Source organism: Limnohabitans sp. 2KL-51, assembly GCF_003063645.1.
Classification (GTDB): Bacteria; Pseudomonadota; Gammaproteobacteria; order Burkholderiales; family Burkholderiaceae_C; genus Limnohabitans_A.
Genome location: NZ_NESJ01000018.1, coordinates 1 through 18,154, shown reverse-complemented (window position 1 = coordinate 18,154; position 18,154 = coordinate 1). Strand labels below are relative to the sequence as shown.

Genomic DNA, 18,154 nt, shown 5'->3' with positions numbered 1-18,154 from the left:
ATCAGGCGAATTCGCCCTTGGGGTCGCGCCCCATCAGGGCCTGCACAGCCTCACGGGCGCTCAGGCGAGCGTCCAGCAAAGCCACCACGGCCTCGGTGATCGGCATGTCCACCCCCAAGGCACGGGCACGTTGCAAGACGGTGCGGGCGCTGTAAACACCCTCGGCCACATGGCCCAGAGAAGTCACCGCCTGATCGAGCGACTGGCCTTGGGCCAGCAGCAAACCCACTTTGCGGTTGCGGCTCAGATCCCCCGTGGCAGTCAAAACCAGGTCCCCCAGGCCAGACAAACCCATGAAGGTGTCGCTCTGGGCCCCCAGCGCCAGGCCCAAGCGCGTCATCTCGGCCAAACCCCGGGTGATCAAGGCAGCCCGCGCATTCAGGCCCAGATCCAGGCCATCGCACAAGCCCGCGGCGATGGCCAGCACGTTCTTCACGGCCCCGCCCACTTCCACCCCCACGATGTCGCTGTTGGCATACACACGCAAGGCTGGGCCATGGAAAGCCTGTACCAAGGCATTGCGCGCACTGGCGTGGGCACTGGCAGCCACCAAAGCCGTGGGTTGCTGGCACGCCACCTCCAAGGCAAAACTGGGGCCGCTCAACGCACCCGCCATCAGGTGCGGGGCCACCTGGGCCTGCACCTCATGGGGCATCAACCCGGTACCCGACTCCAGCCCCTTGCACAGCCATGCCACAGGCGCGCTCACCTCCGACATGGCTGTCAGCACAGTGCGCAAACCCGCCATGGGCGTGGCAATGACCCACAAGCCGCAGTCAGTGGAGGACGTCAGCAAAGACGCCAAAGGGGCCGATGAAATCTCAAGGGAACCGGGCAAGTCGATGCCCGGCAGGTAACGGGCGTTTTGCCTTTGCGAGCGCAAAGCCTCGGCTTGGGCGGCATCGCGGGCGTGCAAAGTGACCGCATGTCCACTCGGGTGACGGGCTGCCGCCAAAGCCATGGCAGTGCCCCAAGCGCCGGCACCAATGAGGGTGATGTGCATGGTCCGGCTGAACCTCGGTCTGGCTTACTGCGTGATCGCAGCGGCCTGCTCGGCTTGCTGGACTTGTTGCTGCTCGTACATGGCCTGGAAGTTGATCTCGGCCAAGTGCACCGGCGGAAAGCCGGCACGCGTGATCAGGTCGGCCACGTTGCCGCGCAGATAGGGGTACACAATTTGTGGGCAAGCGATGCCCATGACGGGACCCATCTGGTCGTCGGGCAGATTGCGGATTTCAAAAATACCGCCCTGCTTGCACTCGACCAAGAACACGGTCTTGTCGCCGATTTTGGTGTGCACGGTAGCGGTCACGCAGACCTCAAAAACACCCTCGGCCACGGGTGTGGCCTCCACGCCCAACTGGATGTCCACGTTGGGCTGCTGCTGGTCCAGCAAGATGCCCGGCGAATTGGGTTGCTCCAGCGAAGCCTCTTTCAGGTAAACACGCTGAATCTGGAACACGGGGGTTTGGATTTCGGTGGCGGGGGTGACAGCGGTATCGGTCATGGAAAACTCTTGTGTATGAAATGAAAGTGCCGGAAAAACCGGACAGATGGAGGAAGGAAACTGCCGCATTATCGGCCATCAATGACACCCTGGCATGCAATCAGGGCCATGAAAACCCTGAACAACCCGCGGTGCAGTTCAGGCCGCCTGCAGCAAAGGCACCAGGCCGCCTTTGGCGTCCAGGGCCATCAGGTCATCGCAGCCGCCCACATGGGTGTCGCCCACGTAAATCTGCGGCACGGTGCGGCGACCCGTGATTTGCATCATGTGGTCGCGCTGAACGGGATCGGTGTCGATGCGGATTTCTTCAATTTGCTCGACCCCTTTGGACTTGAGCAGTTGCTTGGCCCGAACGCAATAAGGGCAAACAGCGGTGGTGTACATCTTGACGGCTTGCATAAGAATTCCTTGGTGACAAGTATGAAATCAGGCTTTTTCGGTCGGCATACTGGCCGCTGTCCAAGCGCGCAAACCGCCCGAGAGCGACTGCGCGTTGTCATAGCCCAGCTTGCGTGCAGCAGCAGCGGCACGCGACGAACGCGCACCCACCTGGCAAACCATGATCACCTGGGCCGACTTGTTCTTGACCACTTGGCCCAGCTTTTCTTCGAGCTGGCCCAAAGGCAAGTTTTTGGCACCGATGACATGCCCCCGAGCAAACTCGTCGGGCTCGCACACGTCAATCACCACGGCTTTCTCGCGGTTCATCAGCTGCACCATGGTCTGCGGATCCAGACCGCTGCCTTTGGTCAAAACCGGCAACAACAAGGCAAAGCCCGACCCCAAAGCCAGGGCCAGCAACATCCAGTTATCAATCAAAAAATTCACGGGACAGACCTTTATTCATCAAAAAAAGCCGCCTTTTCAGCGGGCACACAACTCGCAATTCTAAAATGCCGGGCTTACCCCTGTTTTAAAACGCCTCCAAGGCCTCTTTTTTATGTACAAACTTGTCCTCATTCGCCATGGCGAATCCACCTGGAACCTGGAAAACCGCTTCACCGGCTGGACCGATGTGGACCTGACCCCCACCGGCGTGAGCCAGGCCATGACGGCGGGCAAATTGCTCAAGGCCGAAGGCTTGGACTTTGACCTGTGCTACACCTCGGTGCTCAAGCGCGCCATCCTCACCCTCTGGTTCACCTTGGACGAGATGGACCGCACCTGGCTGCCGGTGGTCAAGGACTACCGCCTGAACGAGCGCCACTATGGCGCGCTGCAGGGCCTGAACAAATCCGACATGGCCAAGCAATTCGGTGACGAGCAAGTGCTGGTCTGGCGTCGCAGCTACGACACGCCCCCACCCGCGATGGAAGCGACCGACCCTCGCTGCGAACGCAGCGACCGCCGCTACCCCGATCCAGCCCTGGTGCCCCTGACCGAATGCCTGAAAGACACCGTGGCTCGCGTGCTGCCCGCGTGGAACGACAGCATTGCCCCCAGCATACGTGCGGGCAAGCGTGTCTTGATCACCGCGCACGGCAACTCGATTCGCGCCCTGATCAAATACCTGGATGGCATCTCCGAGACCGACATCGTGCACCTGAACATCCCCAACGGCATCCCCTTGGTGTACGAACTGGACGCCCAGCTCAAGCCCATTCGCCACTACTACCTGGGCGACGCTGAAGCCGCCGCCCAAGCCGCGGCTGCCGTGGCCAGCCAGGGCAAAGCCTGACCGCACAAGGCCCTTTACAGGAAATTACACGCCAAGCCCCACGCCGCGGGGCTTGCAGGTGTATATTGGCTCGAACTTCACTGCACACGTACTCGCAAAATGGGACAAAAACTCAAGATCATCGGCTGGCTCAGCATTGGTGCTTTGGCCGGTGCCCTCACCACCGTGTCGCTGCAAACCGTGGCGCGCGGCAACATGGCCCCCCTGCCCCTCGAAGAACTGCAGCAGCTGGCGGCCGTATTTGGCATGGTCAAAAGCGACTACGTCGAGCCGGTGGACGAGAAGAAACTCATCACCGAAGCCATCTCCGGCATGGTGGCCAGCCTGGACCCGCATTCGCAGTACTTCGACAAGAAAAGTTTCAAGGAGTTTTCTGAAGGAACTTCGGGTCGCTTTGTCGGCGTGGGCATCGAGATCAGCCAAGAAGACGGTGTCGTCAAGATCGTCTCGCCCATTGAAGGCTCCCCGGCGGACCGGGCAGGCCTCAAACCCAACGACCTGATCACCAAAGTCGACGACACCCCCCTCAAAGGCCTGTCGCTCAGCGAAGCCGTCAAGCGCATGCGCGGCGAGCCTAAAACCAAGGTGGTGCTCACCGTTTTCCGCAAAGACGAAAACCGCACCTTCCCGGTCACGATCATCCGCGAAGAAATCAAGACCCAATCGGTCAAGTCCAAGCTGATCGAGCCCGGCTACGGGTGGATCCGCGTCTCACAATTCCAAGAACGCACTGTCGAAGACTTTGCCCGCAAGATCGAAGAGATGTACAAGCAAGACCCCCAGCTCAAGGGCTTGGTGCTCGACCTGCGCAACGACCCGGGCGGCCTGCTGGATGCAGCCGTGGCCCTGTCGGCAGCCTTCCTGCCCGACAACGTCACGGTGGTCACCACCAACGGCCAGCTGGCGGAAAGCAAATTCACCTACAAGGCTTCACCCCAATTTTGGCGTCGCAACAACAGCAACGACCCCATCACCCGCATGACACTGGCCACTGGCGGTGCCCTGAAAAAAGTGCCCTTGGTGGTGCTGGTCAACGAAGGCTCGGCCTCGGCCAGCGAAATCGTGGCCGGTGCCCTGCAAGACTACAAACGCGCCACCCTCATGGGCAGCCAGACCTTTGGCAAAGGCTCGGTTCAAACCGTGCGCCAACTTGGCCCTGACACCGCCCTCAAAATCACCACCGCACGCTACTACACGCCCAACGGCCGCGCCATCCAGGCCAAGGGCATCGTGCCCGACGTGATGCTCGACGAGACCGCCGAAGGCAACGTTTTTGCCGCCCTGCGCACCCGCGAAGCCGACTTGGGCAAACACCTGTTGAACGGCAAAGAAGCCGAAGAAGCCAAAGACCCCGCCCGCGAAAAAGCCCGTGAAGAGGCCATGAAAAAGATGGAAGAAGACGCCAAAAAACCGCTCGCCGAACGTCGCCTGCCTGAATTCGGCTCGGACAAAGACTTCCAACTGGCCCAGGCCTTGAAACAACTCAAAGGTCAGCCTGTCAAAGCCAGCACCACACTGGCCGAACGCAAAGTCGAGAAGAAAGACTGATCGCCAGCGATAGACGGACGCCGCCCATGGATGACACGCAACTGCTGCGCTATTCGCGGCACATCCTGCTCAACGAACTGGGCATCGACGGGCAGGAAAAACTGCTGACTTCGCACGCCCTCATCATCGGCGCAGGCGGACTGGGCTCACCGGTCAGCCTGTACTTGGGCAGTGCAGGCGTGGGTCACATCACCGTGGTCGACCACGACCACGTCGACGCCACCAACTTGCAGCGCCAAATTGCCCACACCCTGGACCGGGTGGGGCAATTCAAAGCCGATTCGGTGCGCACGGCGATTGCGCAAATCAACCCCGATGTGCAGGTGACCGCCATCACCCAACGCGCCGATGCGGCTTTGCTTAACACCCTGGTGGCCCAAGCCGATGTGGTGCTCGACTGCAGCGACAACTTTGAAACCCGCCAGGCCGTCAACTTGGCCTGTGTGGTGCACCGCAAACCCCTGGTTTCGGGTGCGGCCATCCGCATGGACGGGCAGGTCTCGGTGTTTGACAGCACACAGCCCGATGCACCCTGCTACGCCTGCATCTTCCCGCCCGCCCAACTGCCCGAAGAAACCCGCTGCGCCACCATGGGCGTATTTGCACCGCTGGTGGGCATCATCGGCACGGTGCAAGCGGCCGAAGCGCTCAAGATTTTGAGCGGCATGGGCAGCCACATGGCCGGGCGTTTGCTCATGCTCGACGGCCGCGAGCTGTCGTGGACCGACATCCGCATGCAGCGCAACGCAGCATGCCCTGTGTGTGCGGCGCACCATTGAATGCGCTCAACTGCCATGGCAGGTGCCGTGAAATTTTCTGAACAAGGCGGGTGACATGGCGGCTTCCTGGGTCGCAAAAATGCCTTTTTTTTGTTTCTCTGCCTGGCGCTGCAACGCGGCATAAGGGCCTTTGCCGGTGCGAAAATTGTAGGCCCATGCCTGACCTGAGCGCACCATCTCGGCGCCCAAATCCACACCGTCGACCGACAAACGCCCAATCTGCCGACCATACGAATCCTGACCACGATCGGTCACTTGAACCGACTTGCGCAGGGCCAGGACCATCATGGCCTCACGCGCCTCGCTCCCGCCCGGCTGACAACTCTCGGGCGCGTCGATGCCTTCAATGCGCAGCTTGACGGGTTCACGCTGCCCCTCGCGCATCAACAAAACCGTGTCACCGTCCATCACCCAGCTCACCCATCCAGACCAGACCTCGGCCCTGGCTTGCGACTGACTCATGGCCTTGTCAGTTGCAGCGAAAGCGCCCCCCAGCCAACACTGCAACAGTGCCCCAACAAGACAAGCCCTCATGCTAGGCCCCAGCACGCGCAACCAACGGCCCCAACGGTGCATCAACTGGTCTTCAATCAAAGCCAGTGGTTGAGAGGCAGACGACAACATTTGGGTTTTCCGGGTGGAGGGTGGATGTCAGCCATTGTCGGTCAAGCCACTACACTCCTATTTGCACAGCGCTTTAAACCCAAGCGCACTTGACGCCCAACACCCACGGAACATTCATGAAACCCATTACGCCCCTTCTTCGCCAGAACATTGGCACCTTCAGCCGCCGCAGTTTGGGACTGCTGGCCCTGTGTTTGGCGGCGCTCTCGCCCAGCCTGCAGGCGCAAGAAAAACCACCGCTGAAAATCCTGGTCGGCTTTCCACCTGGCGGCTCGGCCGACGTGTTGGCCCGCATGGTGGCCGATGCCTTGCGTGATGACTTTGGCACCATCGTGGTGGACAACAAACCCGGCGCCGGCGGACGCATTGCCCTGAACCTGGTCAAAGCCGCCAAGCCCGATGGCCAAACCGTGATCGTGTTGCCCAGCGGCCCCATGGTGCTGTTTCCCCACGTCTACAAAAAGCTCGACTACGACGCGGTGAAAGACTTCACACCCGTCTCGCAAATCGCCCGCTTCCAGTTTGGCGTGGTCTCTGGCCCCGCCAGCAACGCAAAAACCGTGGCCGACATGGTGGCCAAAGCCAAAACCGACCCGGCTTCTGCCAGTTACGGCACACCTGGTGCAGGCACCTTGCCGCACTTCATGGGGGTGTTGCTGGAGCAGTCTGCTGGCATCAGCCTGAACCACATCCCCTTCCAGGGCGGTGCACCGGCCAACACGGCGCTGCTGGGCGGCCACATTGGCTACAAGTTTGACGTGGTGTCCGAAACCGCTGAAATGCACCGTGCTGGCAAAGTGCGCATCATTGCCGTCACCGGCGGCCAGCGTGATTCGCAAGTGCCCGAAGTGCCCACCCTCAAAGAGTCGGGCATCAACATGGAGGCGACGGCCTGGTTCGCCATGTACGGCCCCGCTGGCCTCAAAGGCGATGCCCTCACGCGCCTCGAAAAAGCCATGATGAAGATCGCCCGCGACCCCACCATGAAAGACAAAATGATCAAACTGGGCCTTGAACCGATTGGCTCGAACTCTGTCGATCTGGCCGCCGCGCAGAAAGCCGACCTCAACCGCTGGGAAAAGCCCATCAAAGCCACGGGCGTGCAACTGGACTGAACGCATGGCACACATCACCTCACAACGCCCCAACATCGTCTTCATCGTCGCCGACGACCTCGGCTTTGCCGACCTCGGCTGCTATGGCGGTCGCGACGCAAAGTTCGGCAAGGTCTCGCCCGTGCTCGACCAGTTGGCTGCGGGCGGCCTCAAGTTCACGCAGGGCTATGCCAACTCGCCCGTGTGCTCGCCCACGCGCTTTGCGCTCATGACGGCGCGCTACCAATACCGCCTGCGCGGCGGTGCCGACGAGCCCATCAACAGCCGCAGCCGGGGCAGCGCCGTGCTGGGCTTGCCGCCCGAACACCCCACGCTGCCGTCCTTGCTTCAGGCCAGCGGTTACCGCACCGCCTTGATAGGCAAATGGCACTTGGGTTACCCACCGCACTTCAGCCCGCTCAAGTCGGGCTACGAGGAATTCTTTGGCCCCATGTCGGGCGGGGTGGACTACTTCACCCACTGCGCCTCCAATGGCGCGCACGACCTCTTCAACGGCGAAGACGAAACACCCGAAGATGGTTACCTCACCGACATGATCTCCAAGCGGGCGGTGGACTATGTGGAGCGCATGGCCCCGGGCGCTGCGCAAGGAACCCCCTTCTTCTTGAGCCTGCACTACACCGCGCCGCACTGGCCTTGGGAAACGCGCGAAGACCATGCACTGGCGGCTGAAGTAAAAGACAACATCTTTCACCTGCATGGCGGCAACATCCACACCTACCACCGCATGATCCACCACATGGACGAAGGCATTGGTTGGGTGGTCGACGCGCTCAAAAAAATCGGGCAACTCGACAACACCCTGATCGTCTTCACCAGCGACAACGGCGGCGAGCGTTTCAGTGACAACTGGCCACTGGTCGGCGGCAAGATGGACCTGACCGAAGGCGGCATCCGCGTGCCGTGGATCGCACACTGGCCTACTGTGATTGCGCCCGGCGGCACCTCTACCCAGCACTGCATGACCATGGACTGGTCGGCCACCATGGTGGAGTTGGCGGGTGCACAGGCTCATGACGACTTGCCGCTTGACGGCGTGTCCATGCTGCCCGTGCTGCGTGATGCCAATCACCAGTTTGAGCGTGCCCTGTACTGGCGCATGAACCACCGCGGCCAACGCGCCCTGCGGATCGGCGACTACAAGTACCTGCGGGTGGACGGCCACGACTACCTGTTCAACATTCCCGCCGACGAACGCGAACGCGCCAATCTGGGCGGACGCCAGCCTGAGCGCCTGCAAACCATGCGCGCAGCGTGGGAAGCCTGGGACGCCACCGTGCCCGCCATCCCCGAAGACGCCACCGTCAGCCTGGGCTACTCGGTCAAGGACATGCCGCAGCGCTGAACGCGGTCATCTTGAACAACATGCGAGGGATCGCTTTTTTGTAGGAGCCCACCCCTGTGGGCGCTGGTTTTTTCAGGGCGTGTGCCACGCCCATCGCCCACGGGGTGATCTCTTACAAAGAACATACGCAGGGGCAACTCAACCTTCGTGCGGCTTTAGCCCTTGCACAGCGCACTCCAATTAAACCTGCAATTCAAAATTCATATTTTGAAATTACAGGTTTTTGGTTATCATGGACGCATGATCCATCGCAACATAGAACCGTTGCTTCACAGCTTGGCAGGCAGCTATCCCATCGTCACATTGGTGGGACCCAGACAAAGTGGGAAAACCACTTTGGCCAAAAGCATGTTTCCAAACAAGCCTTATGTCTCGCTAGAGGACCCTGATGCGAGGCGTTTTGCGCTTGACGATCCGCGTGGTTTTTTATCGGCTTATCCCCAAGGCGCGATACTCGACGAAATTCAAAGATCACCCGAACTGCCTTCCTACCTGCAAACCCAGGTGGATCACAATGACCAGCACGGCCAATTCATTTTGACGGGCAGTCAGCAATTTGAGTTGATGACGCAGGTGAGCCAGTCTCTGGCGGGTCGCACGGCCTTGTTGCGCCTGTTGCCCTTCACCTTGTCAGAAGTGCAGCGCATCAACCCTGAAAAGAATCATTCCCTGGCGGCAACTCTCCTGACAGGCTTTTACCCTCGCATTCACGACAAACACCTTGCGCCTGCGCAGGCGCTTGGGGACTACTTTTCAACCTACATCGAACGCGATCTGAGGCAGCTTGCCTTCGTCCAAAATCTTCAACAATTCGAACGATTTGTCAGGCTGTGTGCAGGCCGCGTGGGCCAATTGCTGAACCTCAACAACTTGGCCAACGACGCCGGTATTTCCCAACCCACCGCACGCGCCTGGATGGACTTGTTGCAGACCAGTTTCATCGTTTACCTGCTCCCGCCGTGGCACACCAACAGCGGCAAGCGGCTGGTCAAATCCCCCAAGCTTTACTTTTACGACACCGGCTTGGCCGCCTGGCTGCTGGGCTTGCGGCACGAAGAGCAAGTGCACCGCGACCCCTTGTGGGGCGCATTGTTTGAAAACATGGTGATCATCGAGGCGCTCAAAGACAGACTCAACGCCGGCGAATCCGCCGAACTGTATTTCTACCGCGACTCTGAAGGCAATGAGGTCGACTTGATGCTACCCGTAGGCCGGCAATTTCACGCCATCGAAATCAAAGCCGGCGCCACCGTCAACACCGACTATTTCAAAGGCCTCAAACGCTACACATCCCATCATCTAGGCATGCTGCAAAGCGGTTGCGTGATTTACGGCGGCGATCAACACCAAGCCAGATCTGATTGGCCCGTCCACAGCTGGCAACAACTGCGAACCGGCCCGAAAGAAAGTATGGATCCCGGGTCGAGCCTGGGATGACATGTCAGAGGGTCCGGGATGACCTTCTGTTTGTAGGAGCGCACCCTGTGCGCGATGGTTTTTAGAGCGTGTGCCACGCCCATCGCCCACGGGGTGGGCTCCTACATTTTTACGACAAGGTCACGTTTTGCAGGTGTTGGTCCACCATCACTTGCAGGCTGGTGTCAGCGCTGTAGTTGTAGGTGTTGAACGTCACGCCGTCTTGTTGTACCGTGCCTGCAGCCAGCCATTGGCCGGGGGCCTCTGCGCCGAGCAAGTTGCTCAGGTTCAGGGTGTCGTTGCCGTCACCCTTGACCTGGACCACATGCTGGCCGTTTGCGTCTGCAGGCATCGCCAACACGTCGGCTACGTTCAGTTTGAAAGCGATGACGGGGTTGGTGGATCCCGGCTCGGAGGCCGGGATGACAGAAGCATCGGCTGGCATGACAGACGCCTCAGCCATGCCCAGCGTGTAGGCAAACGCTGCATCGGTCACCAGCATGCTGGAACCATCGGCCAACTGCGCCGAGCTGTGGCCCGCTTCGGTCACGCCCTCGGCAGGTGCGCGCACCACACCGTCGCTGTTGAGCTGCAGGGCGGTGATGCCCAGGTCGGCCAGGGTCTTGACCTCGCCTGCGTCGGCCACGCCGTCTTGGTCGGCGTCTTGCCAGACTGCGAACTCGCCGAACTGTGCGTCTTTGGCGTCCAGCACGCCGTCTCGGTTGCTGTCGAACTGCGCGGCCAGGCCTTGCAAGTCGGTCTCGCCGCCGTGGCGGGCAAAGGCGAACTGGCTGTTCTCGCGCACCGAGCCGTCGCCGTAGATGTCGTGCACCAGCAAACCGTCTTGCGACGCGACCCAGGCGGTGGTGTCCAGGATGCCGTCGCGGTTGAGGTCCATCTTGATCTGGCTGTAGCCGATCTGGCCATCACCGTTCAGGTCGAGCACCACGGGGGCCACCGCATTGGACAACACATTGAGGGTGTAGTTGTTGGATGTGGCCACGGTGGTGGCACCCGCCTCGACCTTGGCCGAGTAGGTGTGGGCGCCTGCAGCTTGCGCCGCAGTCAGCTGCAGGGTCCAGGTCTTGCTGGCCGCGTCCACCGTGGCGGTGCCCAGCAAGGTGCTGCCGTCGTAGACCTTGATCACTTCGCCCGGGTTGAGCGTGTTGGCGTAGGTGCCCGAGATCTTGTGTGTGGTGTCTGCCGTGGTGCCCAGGTGCGGCACGATGTCGTTGGCAGCACCGGTCATGCTGATTTCATCGATGAACCAGCGGTCAGCGTTGATGGTTCTGAACTCGAAGGACGACGCCGTGACGCCTGCAGGCAGTGTGACGTCAAAAATGTCGAGCTTTGTGTTGCTGCTCAGAGTTTTGAAGTCCGTGCGGTAAACCACGTTGCCTTCTTCATCGCGGAACGACACTTGCGGGTAGCTCCAGGTTGGGGGGTTCTGGCCATTTTCGACCATGTTGCTCAAACCAAACGATTTGAACGACATGGATGTGAACGGACCGGCCTGAGATGTGAAGGTGTACAAGCGAGCGTCATTGGCACCATTCGGTGCTTCATTGCTGTCCAAACCCAATTGCAGCTTGCCATCGGTTCCCAGCATGGTGTTGGTTGCTGTGGCAGTCGCATTGTTGGGCGTGGTGGCACCCGTCTTGAGGTACAGCTCATTGACGGGGACGTAGCTGTTGTTGGCCTGCCAGGAGTACCAGATGTCCTTCACACTGACTTCCCAGGCACCGGTGTTGATCTTGGTGCCTGCCGTGTTGATGGCGGTGGTGGTCGTGTAAGTCGGTGGCGACGAAGCGTTCACCAAGTTGGCCGAAACGGTGGTGGTGCCACTGTTGAACTCTTCCACATAGCTGGCAGCAGCGCCTGAGTTCTCGACCTTGGTGATGACCACCGCTTGCGAGGCTGCGGTGGTGCCTGCGGGGTTGACCGTTGCGCCGGACACCAACACCTGGGCGTCGGTGGTGCTGTGGTTGTACACGCTGTAAGTGTTGCCGCCAATGGTGGCAGTGCCTGCAGCGGACCAGGTGCCGGCCAAGCCGGTGTTGCCCACCACACCGTTGGTGGTGACGCTGTCCAAGCTCAAGGGCGTGAGCACCACGGCGTCGGTGCTGGTGGCTTCTACCACCATTTGCACCTTGCCCGTGCTGCCTGCGAAGCTGTAACCGCTCATGGTGGTGGCATGGCTGCCGCCCAGGCTGAGGACGTCGTTGGCCGACAAGGTCAGTGTGGAGGTGCCCTGCAGTTTGAAAATTTCCACCTGCTGAATGGGCTGCACGGTCTGGGTGCTGCTCAGGGCCGGCAGGTTGAGCGTGGTGCCTGCGTTCAACACCAAGGTGTCTGCGCCCGATCCGCCATTGATGTAGCTGCCGCCTGTGGCCAAGGCGGTTTGCAAGTTGACACCGGCTGCCACAGCGATCACATCGCTGCCGCCCATGGCGTTGACTGCACCGCCGCTGTAGCTCACGGGTGTGCTGCTGGTGCCGTTGGCGCTGTCCGAGAAGCCAGGGTTGGTGCCTGCGACCAAAGAACCATTGCTGGGCGCCACCTGTGCAAACGAGATGTTGTCCAGGGCAAAGTCGCCGCTGCTGCCCCAGCCTTCCGCACCCAGCTTGAGGTTAATCGACCCGGTGGTGGTGGCCGTGTAGTTGATGGTCACCGTGCCGGTACTGCTGTTGCGCGTGACCATGGCCTCTTGGCCATTGATCAGGGCATGGATGAAGCCGCTGGGGGAGAACTGGCCAATGGCCGTGTTCCAGTAGTCAAACTTGAATTGGTAAGTTTGTCCCTTGACCACTTCGACCTGAGAGCCCCAGATGGTGCCCAGCACGCCCACACCACCGAAGTTGTCAAAACTGCCGTAGAAGATCTTGCCGCTGGCCAGATTCAGGAAGGTGTTGTAGCCTTTTTCGGTTTCTTCCAAGGCCACGCCAGAAGCTGGCACATAGATCTTTTCAGACCAGGTGTCGGTGCCGTTCCAGGTGGTGGCAGCCGACTGTGTCAGTGTGGCCAGTTCCGATTGAGGGTAGCCGCTTGGGCCATAGGCAAGCGGCTTTTCCAGCACGGCAAAGCCGAAGCGTTGGCGCACGTAGTTGAAGCTGGTGGCGGCCGTCAGCAAAGTCATGTCGCTGGCAAAACCGGTTTCGCTGCCTGAGTCAAAGTTGCCATTGAAGCCACCACTGCTGGTGGTGGTCACGGTCCACAGGTTGGACAAGACACTTTCGTTGCCATGCACGTCCACTTGTTTGGCCGCAAAGGTGTTGGCAGTAGGCAAGACGCCGAAGCCCGACACCGTCCAGTTGCCCGAGGCATCAGCAATTGCTGTGCCCACCAGGTTGGTGGAGGTGTTGTCGTACAGGTAAATCAGCGCATTGGCCGAGGCCGTGCCCGACACCGACAGGATGGGCATGACGGTGCTGCCGTTGTTGGCAATGGTGGCTGCGCCAGGGGTGGCCACATCGAACACGCCGGTGATGACCGGTGCCGCTTCCACAAAGTCGGTGTTGACCACTTGCGTGGTCGTCGTGCCGCTGCTGCTGGTGGTCGGGTTGGCTACTTTGGCGGTGTAAGTCCAGTTGTCGTTGTAGCCGTTCAGGTCGGTGATGTCCCAGGCCTGGCCCACCACACGGGCGTTGCCGATCTTGGTGCCGTTAGCGGACACCTCTACGACCTCGTTGGCGCCCAAGGCTGCGCTGATCGTGCCCGAGACCAGTCGACCTGCGCTGGCGTCTGCGGTCAGCCAGTTGTCGTTGTCGCCCACCAGCGTGCCGCTGTCCTTAGTCATGGAACTGAAGGCCACTGTCTTGGTGATGACGTCAGCGATCACGATGTCAAAGGTGTCGGTCACGGTCAGGCCGCCCGCGTCGGTGCGGGTGACGGTGACCGTGGTGGTGCCCGCCGTGGTGGGCGTGCCGCTGAAGGTGCCGGTGGCGGCATTGAAGGTGATGCCCGCTGGCAAAGGCGATGCGCTGTACGTGGCCGTCTCACCGTTGGCGGTACTGTCCACGTCGGCAAAGTTGCCCGCAATGCTGAAGCTGCTGATGGCGGTGCCGACTGAGCCAGTCTTGTCGGGCTCTGCCACCACCAAAGTGGGCGCGTCGTTGGCGCCTTTGATGGTGACCACCAAGTTGGCGGTTTTGGCGTCTGTGCCGTCGTTGACGGTGTAGGTGAACACCTCTGACAAGGAGTTGCTGGCCGAGCGCAAGGCTTGCACCGAGGCGTTGGCGTTGTTCACCGCGTAGCTGTAGGTGCCGTTCGCGCCCAACACCAAGGTGCCGTATTGGCCCGCGATGCTCGTGCCTGTGGTGCTGGTGGTGCCTGCTGCAACAGCCGTAGCAGAGGCGTCTGAGACCAACTGAATGGCCGTGACCACAGGCGATGCGCCTTGGTCGTTGGTCAGCACGCTGCCCGTTGGGTTGGTGCCTGCGATGGCGTTGACCGCGCCCCCAGCCTCGACGGCGTTGGCGGTGTCGTTGCTCAAGGCCAAGGCGACGGCAACGGGCAACTCTCGGTTGACGGTCACGGCCACATTGACCAGCACCTGCGCTTGCGTGGTGCTGTGGTCATAGACTTGGTAGGTGATGCTGTTGAGGGTGACTTTGCCTTTGTAGGCCCAGGTACCGGCCAGACCGGTGTTGCCCAGGGCACCGGCGGTGGTCACACCGTCGGTGGCCAAGGTGGCCAGGTTGAGGGTGTCGCCAGTGACGCCCTCAATCACCATCTGCACTTTGTTCAAGCTGCTGGTGGAGCCGGTTGCAGCCGTAGCGCTGGTCTCCGTGCTGGTGGCGGTTTGGTTCGTGCTTCCAAAGCTGTAAGGCGCCATGGTGCTGGTGGCGGTGCTGGTGCCAACGGTGGTGCCGGTGTTGGTGCCACCCAGCGACAGCACATTGTTGGCCGTCATGGACAACACAGAGGTGCCCTGCATCTTTATGACTTCAACCTGCTCGATGCTTCGCACGGTCTGGTTGGTGGTCAAGGTGTTCAGGTTGAGGGTTGTGCCAGCGGCCAACGTGAGGGTATCCACGCCCGCGCCGCCACTGATCACGCCGCCGTTTGTGGAGAGTGTGGTTTGCAGGCTGGTGCTCGCCACTGTGATGGTGTCGTCACCTTCCAATGCGTCCAATACACCTGTGGTGTAAGCGACCGTTTCTCCGCTGCTGGTACCTGGGACTGTGACCGCTGCATCGTCGGTAGCAGCTAATGTCACCGCTTGGGTAGCAGAGGTTCCCTGGCTTCCACCCGCACCCACCACGCGGGCTGTGTAGGTCCAAGGGGCGGTGTAGCCGCTCAGGTCGGTAATTGCCCACTTGGTGCCGTTGACAACGGCGGTGCCCACTTCGGTGGTGCCCACGTACACCTTAACGACTTCGCCCGTGGCCAGAGGGGCGCTGATGTGGCCTGAGAGCAAGCGGCCTGCTGACGCGTCGTTGGTCGTCCAATTGGCGTTCAAAGCCGTGCCACTGTCCTTGGTCATGCTGCTGAAGCTGACGGTGGTGGTGACCACGGGCAAGGTGGTGACGATGTTAAAGTCGTCGGTGACCAACAGGCCACCCGCATCGGTGCGCGTGACGGTGACGGTGGTTGTGCCCGCGGCAGTGGGCGTGCCGCTGAAGGTGCCGGTGGCGGCATTGAAGCTGAGCCAGCTGGGCAGCGCTGCGCCGCCCACCGTCGCGGTGTAGGTGGCAGTTTCGCCGTTGGCGGTGCTGTCCACATCGGCAAAGTTGCTGGCAATGCTGAACGGGGTCAGCGCATTGCCCACGATGGCCGCTTTGTCCGCTTCTTGCACCACCACGGTGGGCGCGTCGTTGGCGCCTTGCACCGTCACGGCCAAGCTGGCCGTTTTGCTGCCCGTGCTGTCGGTGGCGGTGTAGGTGAAGACTTCGGTCAGGGTCTGGCCGCTGGTGCGCAAGGCCTGCACATTGGCATTGGCGTTGTCCACCGTGTAGACGTAGCTGCCGTCTGCGCCCATTTTGAGGGTGCCGTACTGCCCCGTGATGGAGGTGCCGCTGGTGCTGTTGGTGCCAGCGTTCACGGCCGTAGCCGTGCTGGCGCTGAGCACTTGAATGCCGGTCACGGTGGGGCTGGTGCCGGTGTCGTTGCCCAGCACGCTACCTGTGGGGTTGGTGCCTGCCGTGGCGTTGACGATGCCCGACGCTTCAAGCGCGGTGGCGGTGTCGTTCGTCAGGTTCAGGGCCGTCACCACGGTGGTGTTGACGCTCAGGGTGACGATGTTGTTGGTCTCCACCACATGGTTCGCCACGGTGTCTGCGCTGGCGTTGTAGGTGTCCAGGTTTTGGTTGAGGGAAGCGTCTGTGAACTTGCCCGCGGCCACCGCGATGGTGGCCGGGGTGGTGCTGTTGGCCAGTGGGGTGAAGACAGCGGTGTAGATGTCTTCGCCCGCGGCGTTCAAGCCCACAGAAGTGAGTGCGCTCAGGCTGCCGCCGGTGACCACGATGTCGCCCGAGCTGCCGTTCCAGGCAAAGTTGTTGGTGGCTTCACTCACCGTGAAGGTGATGATGGCGGTCTGGCCGATGCTCAGGCTCGATTGGTTGGAGCTGATGGCGATCTTGGGGGGCGTGGCGTCGACCACGGGGTTGACGATGATCAAAAAGGTGTCGGTCACGGTCAGGCCGCCCGCGTCGGTGCGGGTGACCGTGACGCTGGTGGTGCCGGTGGTGGTGGGCGTGCCGCTGAAGGTGCCAGTGGTGGCGTCAAAGCTCACGCCTGCTGGCAGGGCTGAGGTGGTGTAGGTGGCGGTCTCGCCGTTGCCTGCGCTGTCCACGTCGGCAAAGTTGCCCAGGATGCTGAAGGGCGTGAGCGCGTTGCCAGCGGTGACGGTTTTGTCAGCCTCTTGAACGACAACGGTGGGCGCGTCGTTGGCGCCCTGCACGGTGACGACCAGGTTGGCCGTCTTGGTGCCCGATGCGTCTGCAGCGGTGTAGGTGAACACGTCGGTCAGGGTGTTGGCCGTGGTGCGCAGGGCTTGCACGGTGGCGTTGCTGTTGTTGACGGTGTAGATATAGCTGCCATCCGCACCCATGGCTAAGGTGCCGTATTGGCCAACGATGGAGGTGCCGCCCGTGCCGCCGGTGCTGCCGGCTGTGACCGCTGTGGCGCTGGTGTCGCTGATTTTTTGGATGCCGGTGACGGTGGGTGTGGTTCCAGAGTCATTGCTCAGCACGCCGCTTGTGCCGGCGATGGCGGGGTTGGTGCCTGCTGTGCCGTTGGCGGTGCCGCCCGCCTCCACGGCGGTGGCGGTGTCGTTGCTCAGGGCCAGGCTGGCGCTGACACGGGTGTCAAACGCAAAGCTCTGGATGTTGTTGCCGTCATTCACATAGCCCGTGGCGGGGCTGGCCACGTAGGTGTCTTTGTTCTGGTTGCCTGCGGTGTCGCTGAACTTGTCAAACGTCACGCCCACGGTGGCGGTGCCGTTGCTGCCTGCAGTGGGGATGAAGGTGGCGGTGTAGGTCGTGGCGTTGACCTTGGTCCAGTTGCTCAGGGCGCCACCGGTCACGTCCACGTTGGCCGCGGCAAAGTCGGGGCTGGCCTCGCTGAGCGTGAAGGTGATCACCTCGCTGGTGGTGACGGTGCCCGAGCCTGCGCGGGTGACGGCCACCGTGATGGCCGTGGTGTCCAGCGTGGCGCTGTCGCTCACCGTGGTGGTGCCCACGTTGCCTGCAATGTCGGTCAGCTTGGCGGTCACGGTTTGTGTGGCGCCTTCGGCCGGCTTGGCAAAGGTGGCCTCCACAAAGCCGGCTGTCACCATCGCCTGCGTCAAGGTGATGGGGGTGTTGGTGGTGCCGTCGCTCAGTGTGATGACCATGCCCACCTTGGCCAAGGCGGTGTCAAACGTGGCGCGGCTGGTGAAGGTGGTCGCGGCGGCCAGCTCGCTCTTGTTGACAAAGGTGTTGTTGTTCGCATCGGTGGTGATGCTCAGGCCCAAGTTGATCTCGGCGGGTGTGCCCACCGAGGTGTCGATGACCACCGGCTGGATGTCGTAACCACCGTTGGTGCCGTTGACCGGCGCGGCCGTGTTGATGGCCGTGGTGCCGGTGGCGCTGACGATGGTTGCCTTGAGGATGTAGGTGCCGGGGTTGCGCGAGGCGTCTGTCCAGGTCCATGCGCCGGTGC

At 61.4% G+C, this 18,154-nt stretch carries 12 protein-coding genes; 6 read left to right on the top strand and 6 right to left on the bottom strand.

Annotation, left to right across the window (positions count from 1 at the left end; translation table 11 throughout):
• Position 1: 1 nt before the first annotated feature.
• From B9Z49_RS17220 to B9Z49_RS17205, 4 genes are all read right to left on the bottom strand, one after another.
• A complete protein-coding gene (locus B9Z49_RS17220; RefSeq protein ID WP_108354673.1) occupies positions 2 to 1,003 on the bottom strand; it encodes an NAD(P)H-dependent glycerol-3-phosphate dehydrogenase in 1,002 nt (333 codons plus the stop codon).
• A gap of 24 nt (positions 1,004 to 1,027) precedes the next feature.
• Positions 1,028 to 1,507: a protein-export chaperone SecB gene (secB, locus tag B9Z49_RS17215; protein WP_108354672.1), complete on the bottom strand. Its 480-nt coding sequence runs from the start codon at positions 1,505 to 1,507 to the stop codon at positions 1,028 to 1,030.
• Positions 1,508 to 1,645: 138 nt separating this feature from the next.
• Positions 1,646 to 1,906: a glutaredoxin 3 gene (gene grxC / locus B9Z49_RS17210; RefSeq protein ID WP_108354671.1), complete on the bottom strand. Its 261-nt coding sequence runs from the start codon at positions 1,904 to 1,906 to the stop codon at positions 1,646 to 1,648.
• A gap of 27 nt (positions 1,907 to 1,933) precedes the next feature.
• Entirely contained in the window at positions 1,934 to 2,335 is a 402-nt protein-coding gene (locus B9Z49_RS17205) for a rhodanese-like domain-containing protein (protein WP_108354670.1), read from the bottom strand.
• Positions 2,336 to 2,447: 112 nt separating this feature from the next.
• On the opposite strand from B9Z49_RS17205, the gene gpmA reads away from it, so the two are divergent.
• From gpmA to B9Z49_RS17190, 3 genes are all read left to right on the top strand, one after another.
• Positions 2,448 to 3,185, top strand: coding sequence for a 2,3-diphosphoglycerate-dependent phosphoglycerate mutase (gene gpmA, locus B9Z49_RS17200; protein WP_108354669.1), 738 nt, complete (start codon positions 2,448 to 2,450; stop codon positions 3,183 to 3,185).
• 99 nt (positions 3,186 to 3,284) lie between these two features.
• Complete coding sequence (locus B9Z49_RS17195) at positions 3,285 to 4,733, top strand: S41 family peptidase (RefSeq protein WP_108354668.1); 1,449 nt, start codon at positions 3,285 to 3,287, stop codon at positions 4,731 to 4,733.
• Positions 4,734 to 4,759: 26 nt separating this feature from the next.
• Complete coding sequence (locus tag B9Z49_RS17190) at positions 4,760 to 5,512, top strand: molybdopterin-synthase adenylyltransferase MoeB (protein WP_108354667.1); 753 nt, start codon at positions 4,760 to 4,762, stop codon at positions 5,510 to 5,512.
• Between the two features lie 6 nt (positions 5,513 to 5,518).
• Here B9Z49_RS17190 and B9Z49_RS17185 read toward each other — a convergent pair whose 3' ends face one another.
• A complete protein-coding gene (locus tag B9Z49_RS17185) occupies positions 5,519 to 5,974 on the bottom strand; it encodes a thermonuclease family protein (RefSeq protein WP_233254684.1) in 456 nt (151 codons plus the stop codon).
• Positions 5,975 to 6,252: 278 nt separating this feature from the next.
• Between B9Z49_RS17185 and B9Z49_RS17180 the strand changes: the two genes are divergently transcribed.
• The 3 genes from B9Z49_RS17180 to B9Z49_RS17170 all read left to right on the top strand — a co-directional run bounded on the left by B9Z49_RS17180 (position 6,253) and on the right by B9Z49_RS17170 (position 10,033).
• Entirely contained in the window at positions 6,253 to 7,251 is a 999-nt protein-coding gene (locus tag B9Z49_RS17180; protein WP_108354666.1) for a tripartite tricarboxylate transporter substrate-binding protein, read from the top strand.
• A 4-nt stretch (positions 7,252 to 7,255) separates the two neighbouring features.
• The gene (locus B9Z49_RS17175) at positions 7,256 to 8,596 is read left to right on the top strand and encodes a sulfatase (protein WP_108354665.1); all 1,341 of its coding nucleotides are present in this window, start codon (positions 7,256 to 7,258) and stop codon (positions 8,594 to 8,596) included.
• Positions 8,597 to 8,836: 240 nt separating this feature from the next.
• Positions 8,837 to 10,033 carry an ATP-binding protein gene (locus tag B9Z49_RS17170; RefSeq protein ID WP_108354664.1) on the top strand — a complete coding sequence of 399 codons (1,197 nt, stop codon included), beginning with the start codon at positions 8,837 to 8,839 and terminating at the stop codon, positions 10,031 to 10,033.
• 109 nt (positions 10,034 to 10,142) lie between these two features.
• On the opposite strand, the gene B9Z49_RS17165 is transcribed toward B9Z49_RS17170, so the two are convergent.
• The coding region (locus B9Z49_RS17165; protein ID WP_199225092.1) for an S-layer family protein at positions 10,143 to 18,154 on the bottom strand (8,012 nt) is incomplete at its 5' end.

Coding starts and splice junctions, on each gene's coding strand:
- B9Z49_RS17175 (WP_108354665.1), top strand. CDS start 7,256: ATGGCACACATCACCTCACAACGCCCCAACATCGTCTTCATCGTCGCC.
- B9Z49_RS17185 (WP_233254684.1), bottom strand. CDS start 5,974: ATGAGTCAGTCGCAAGCCAGGGCCGAGGTCTGGTCTGGATGGGTGAGC.
- secB (WP_108354672.1), bottom strand. CDS start 1,507: ATGACCGATACCGCTGTCACCCCCGCCACCGAAATCCAAACCCCCGTG.
- B9Z49_RS17195 (WP_108354668.1), top strand. CDS start 3,285: ATGGGACAAAAACTCAAGATCATCGGCTGGCTCAGCATTGGTGCTTTG.
- B9Z49_RS17180 (WP_108354666.1), top strand. CDS start 6,253: ATGAAACCCATTACGCCCCTTCTTCGCCAGAACATTGGCACCTTCAGC.
- B9Z49_RS17190 (WP_108354667.1), top strand. CDS start 4,760: ATGGATGACACGCAACTGCTGCGCTATTCGCGGCACATCCTGCTCAAC.
- grxC (WP_108354671.1), bottom strand. CDS start 1,906: ATGCAAGCCGTCAAGATGTACACCACCGCTGTTTGCCCTTATTGCGTT.
- B9Z49_RS17220 (WP_108354673.1), bottom strand. CDS start 1,003: ATGCACATCACCCTCATTGGTGCCGGCGCTTGGGGCACTGCCATGGCT.
- gpmA (WP_108354669.1), top strand. CDS start 2,448: ATGTACAAACTTGTCCTCATTCGCCATGGCGAATCCACCTGGAACCTG.
- B9Z49_RS17170 (WP_108354664.1), top strand. CDS start 8,837: ATGATCCATCGCAACATAGAACCGTTGCTTCACAGCTTGGCAGGCAGC.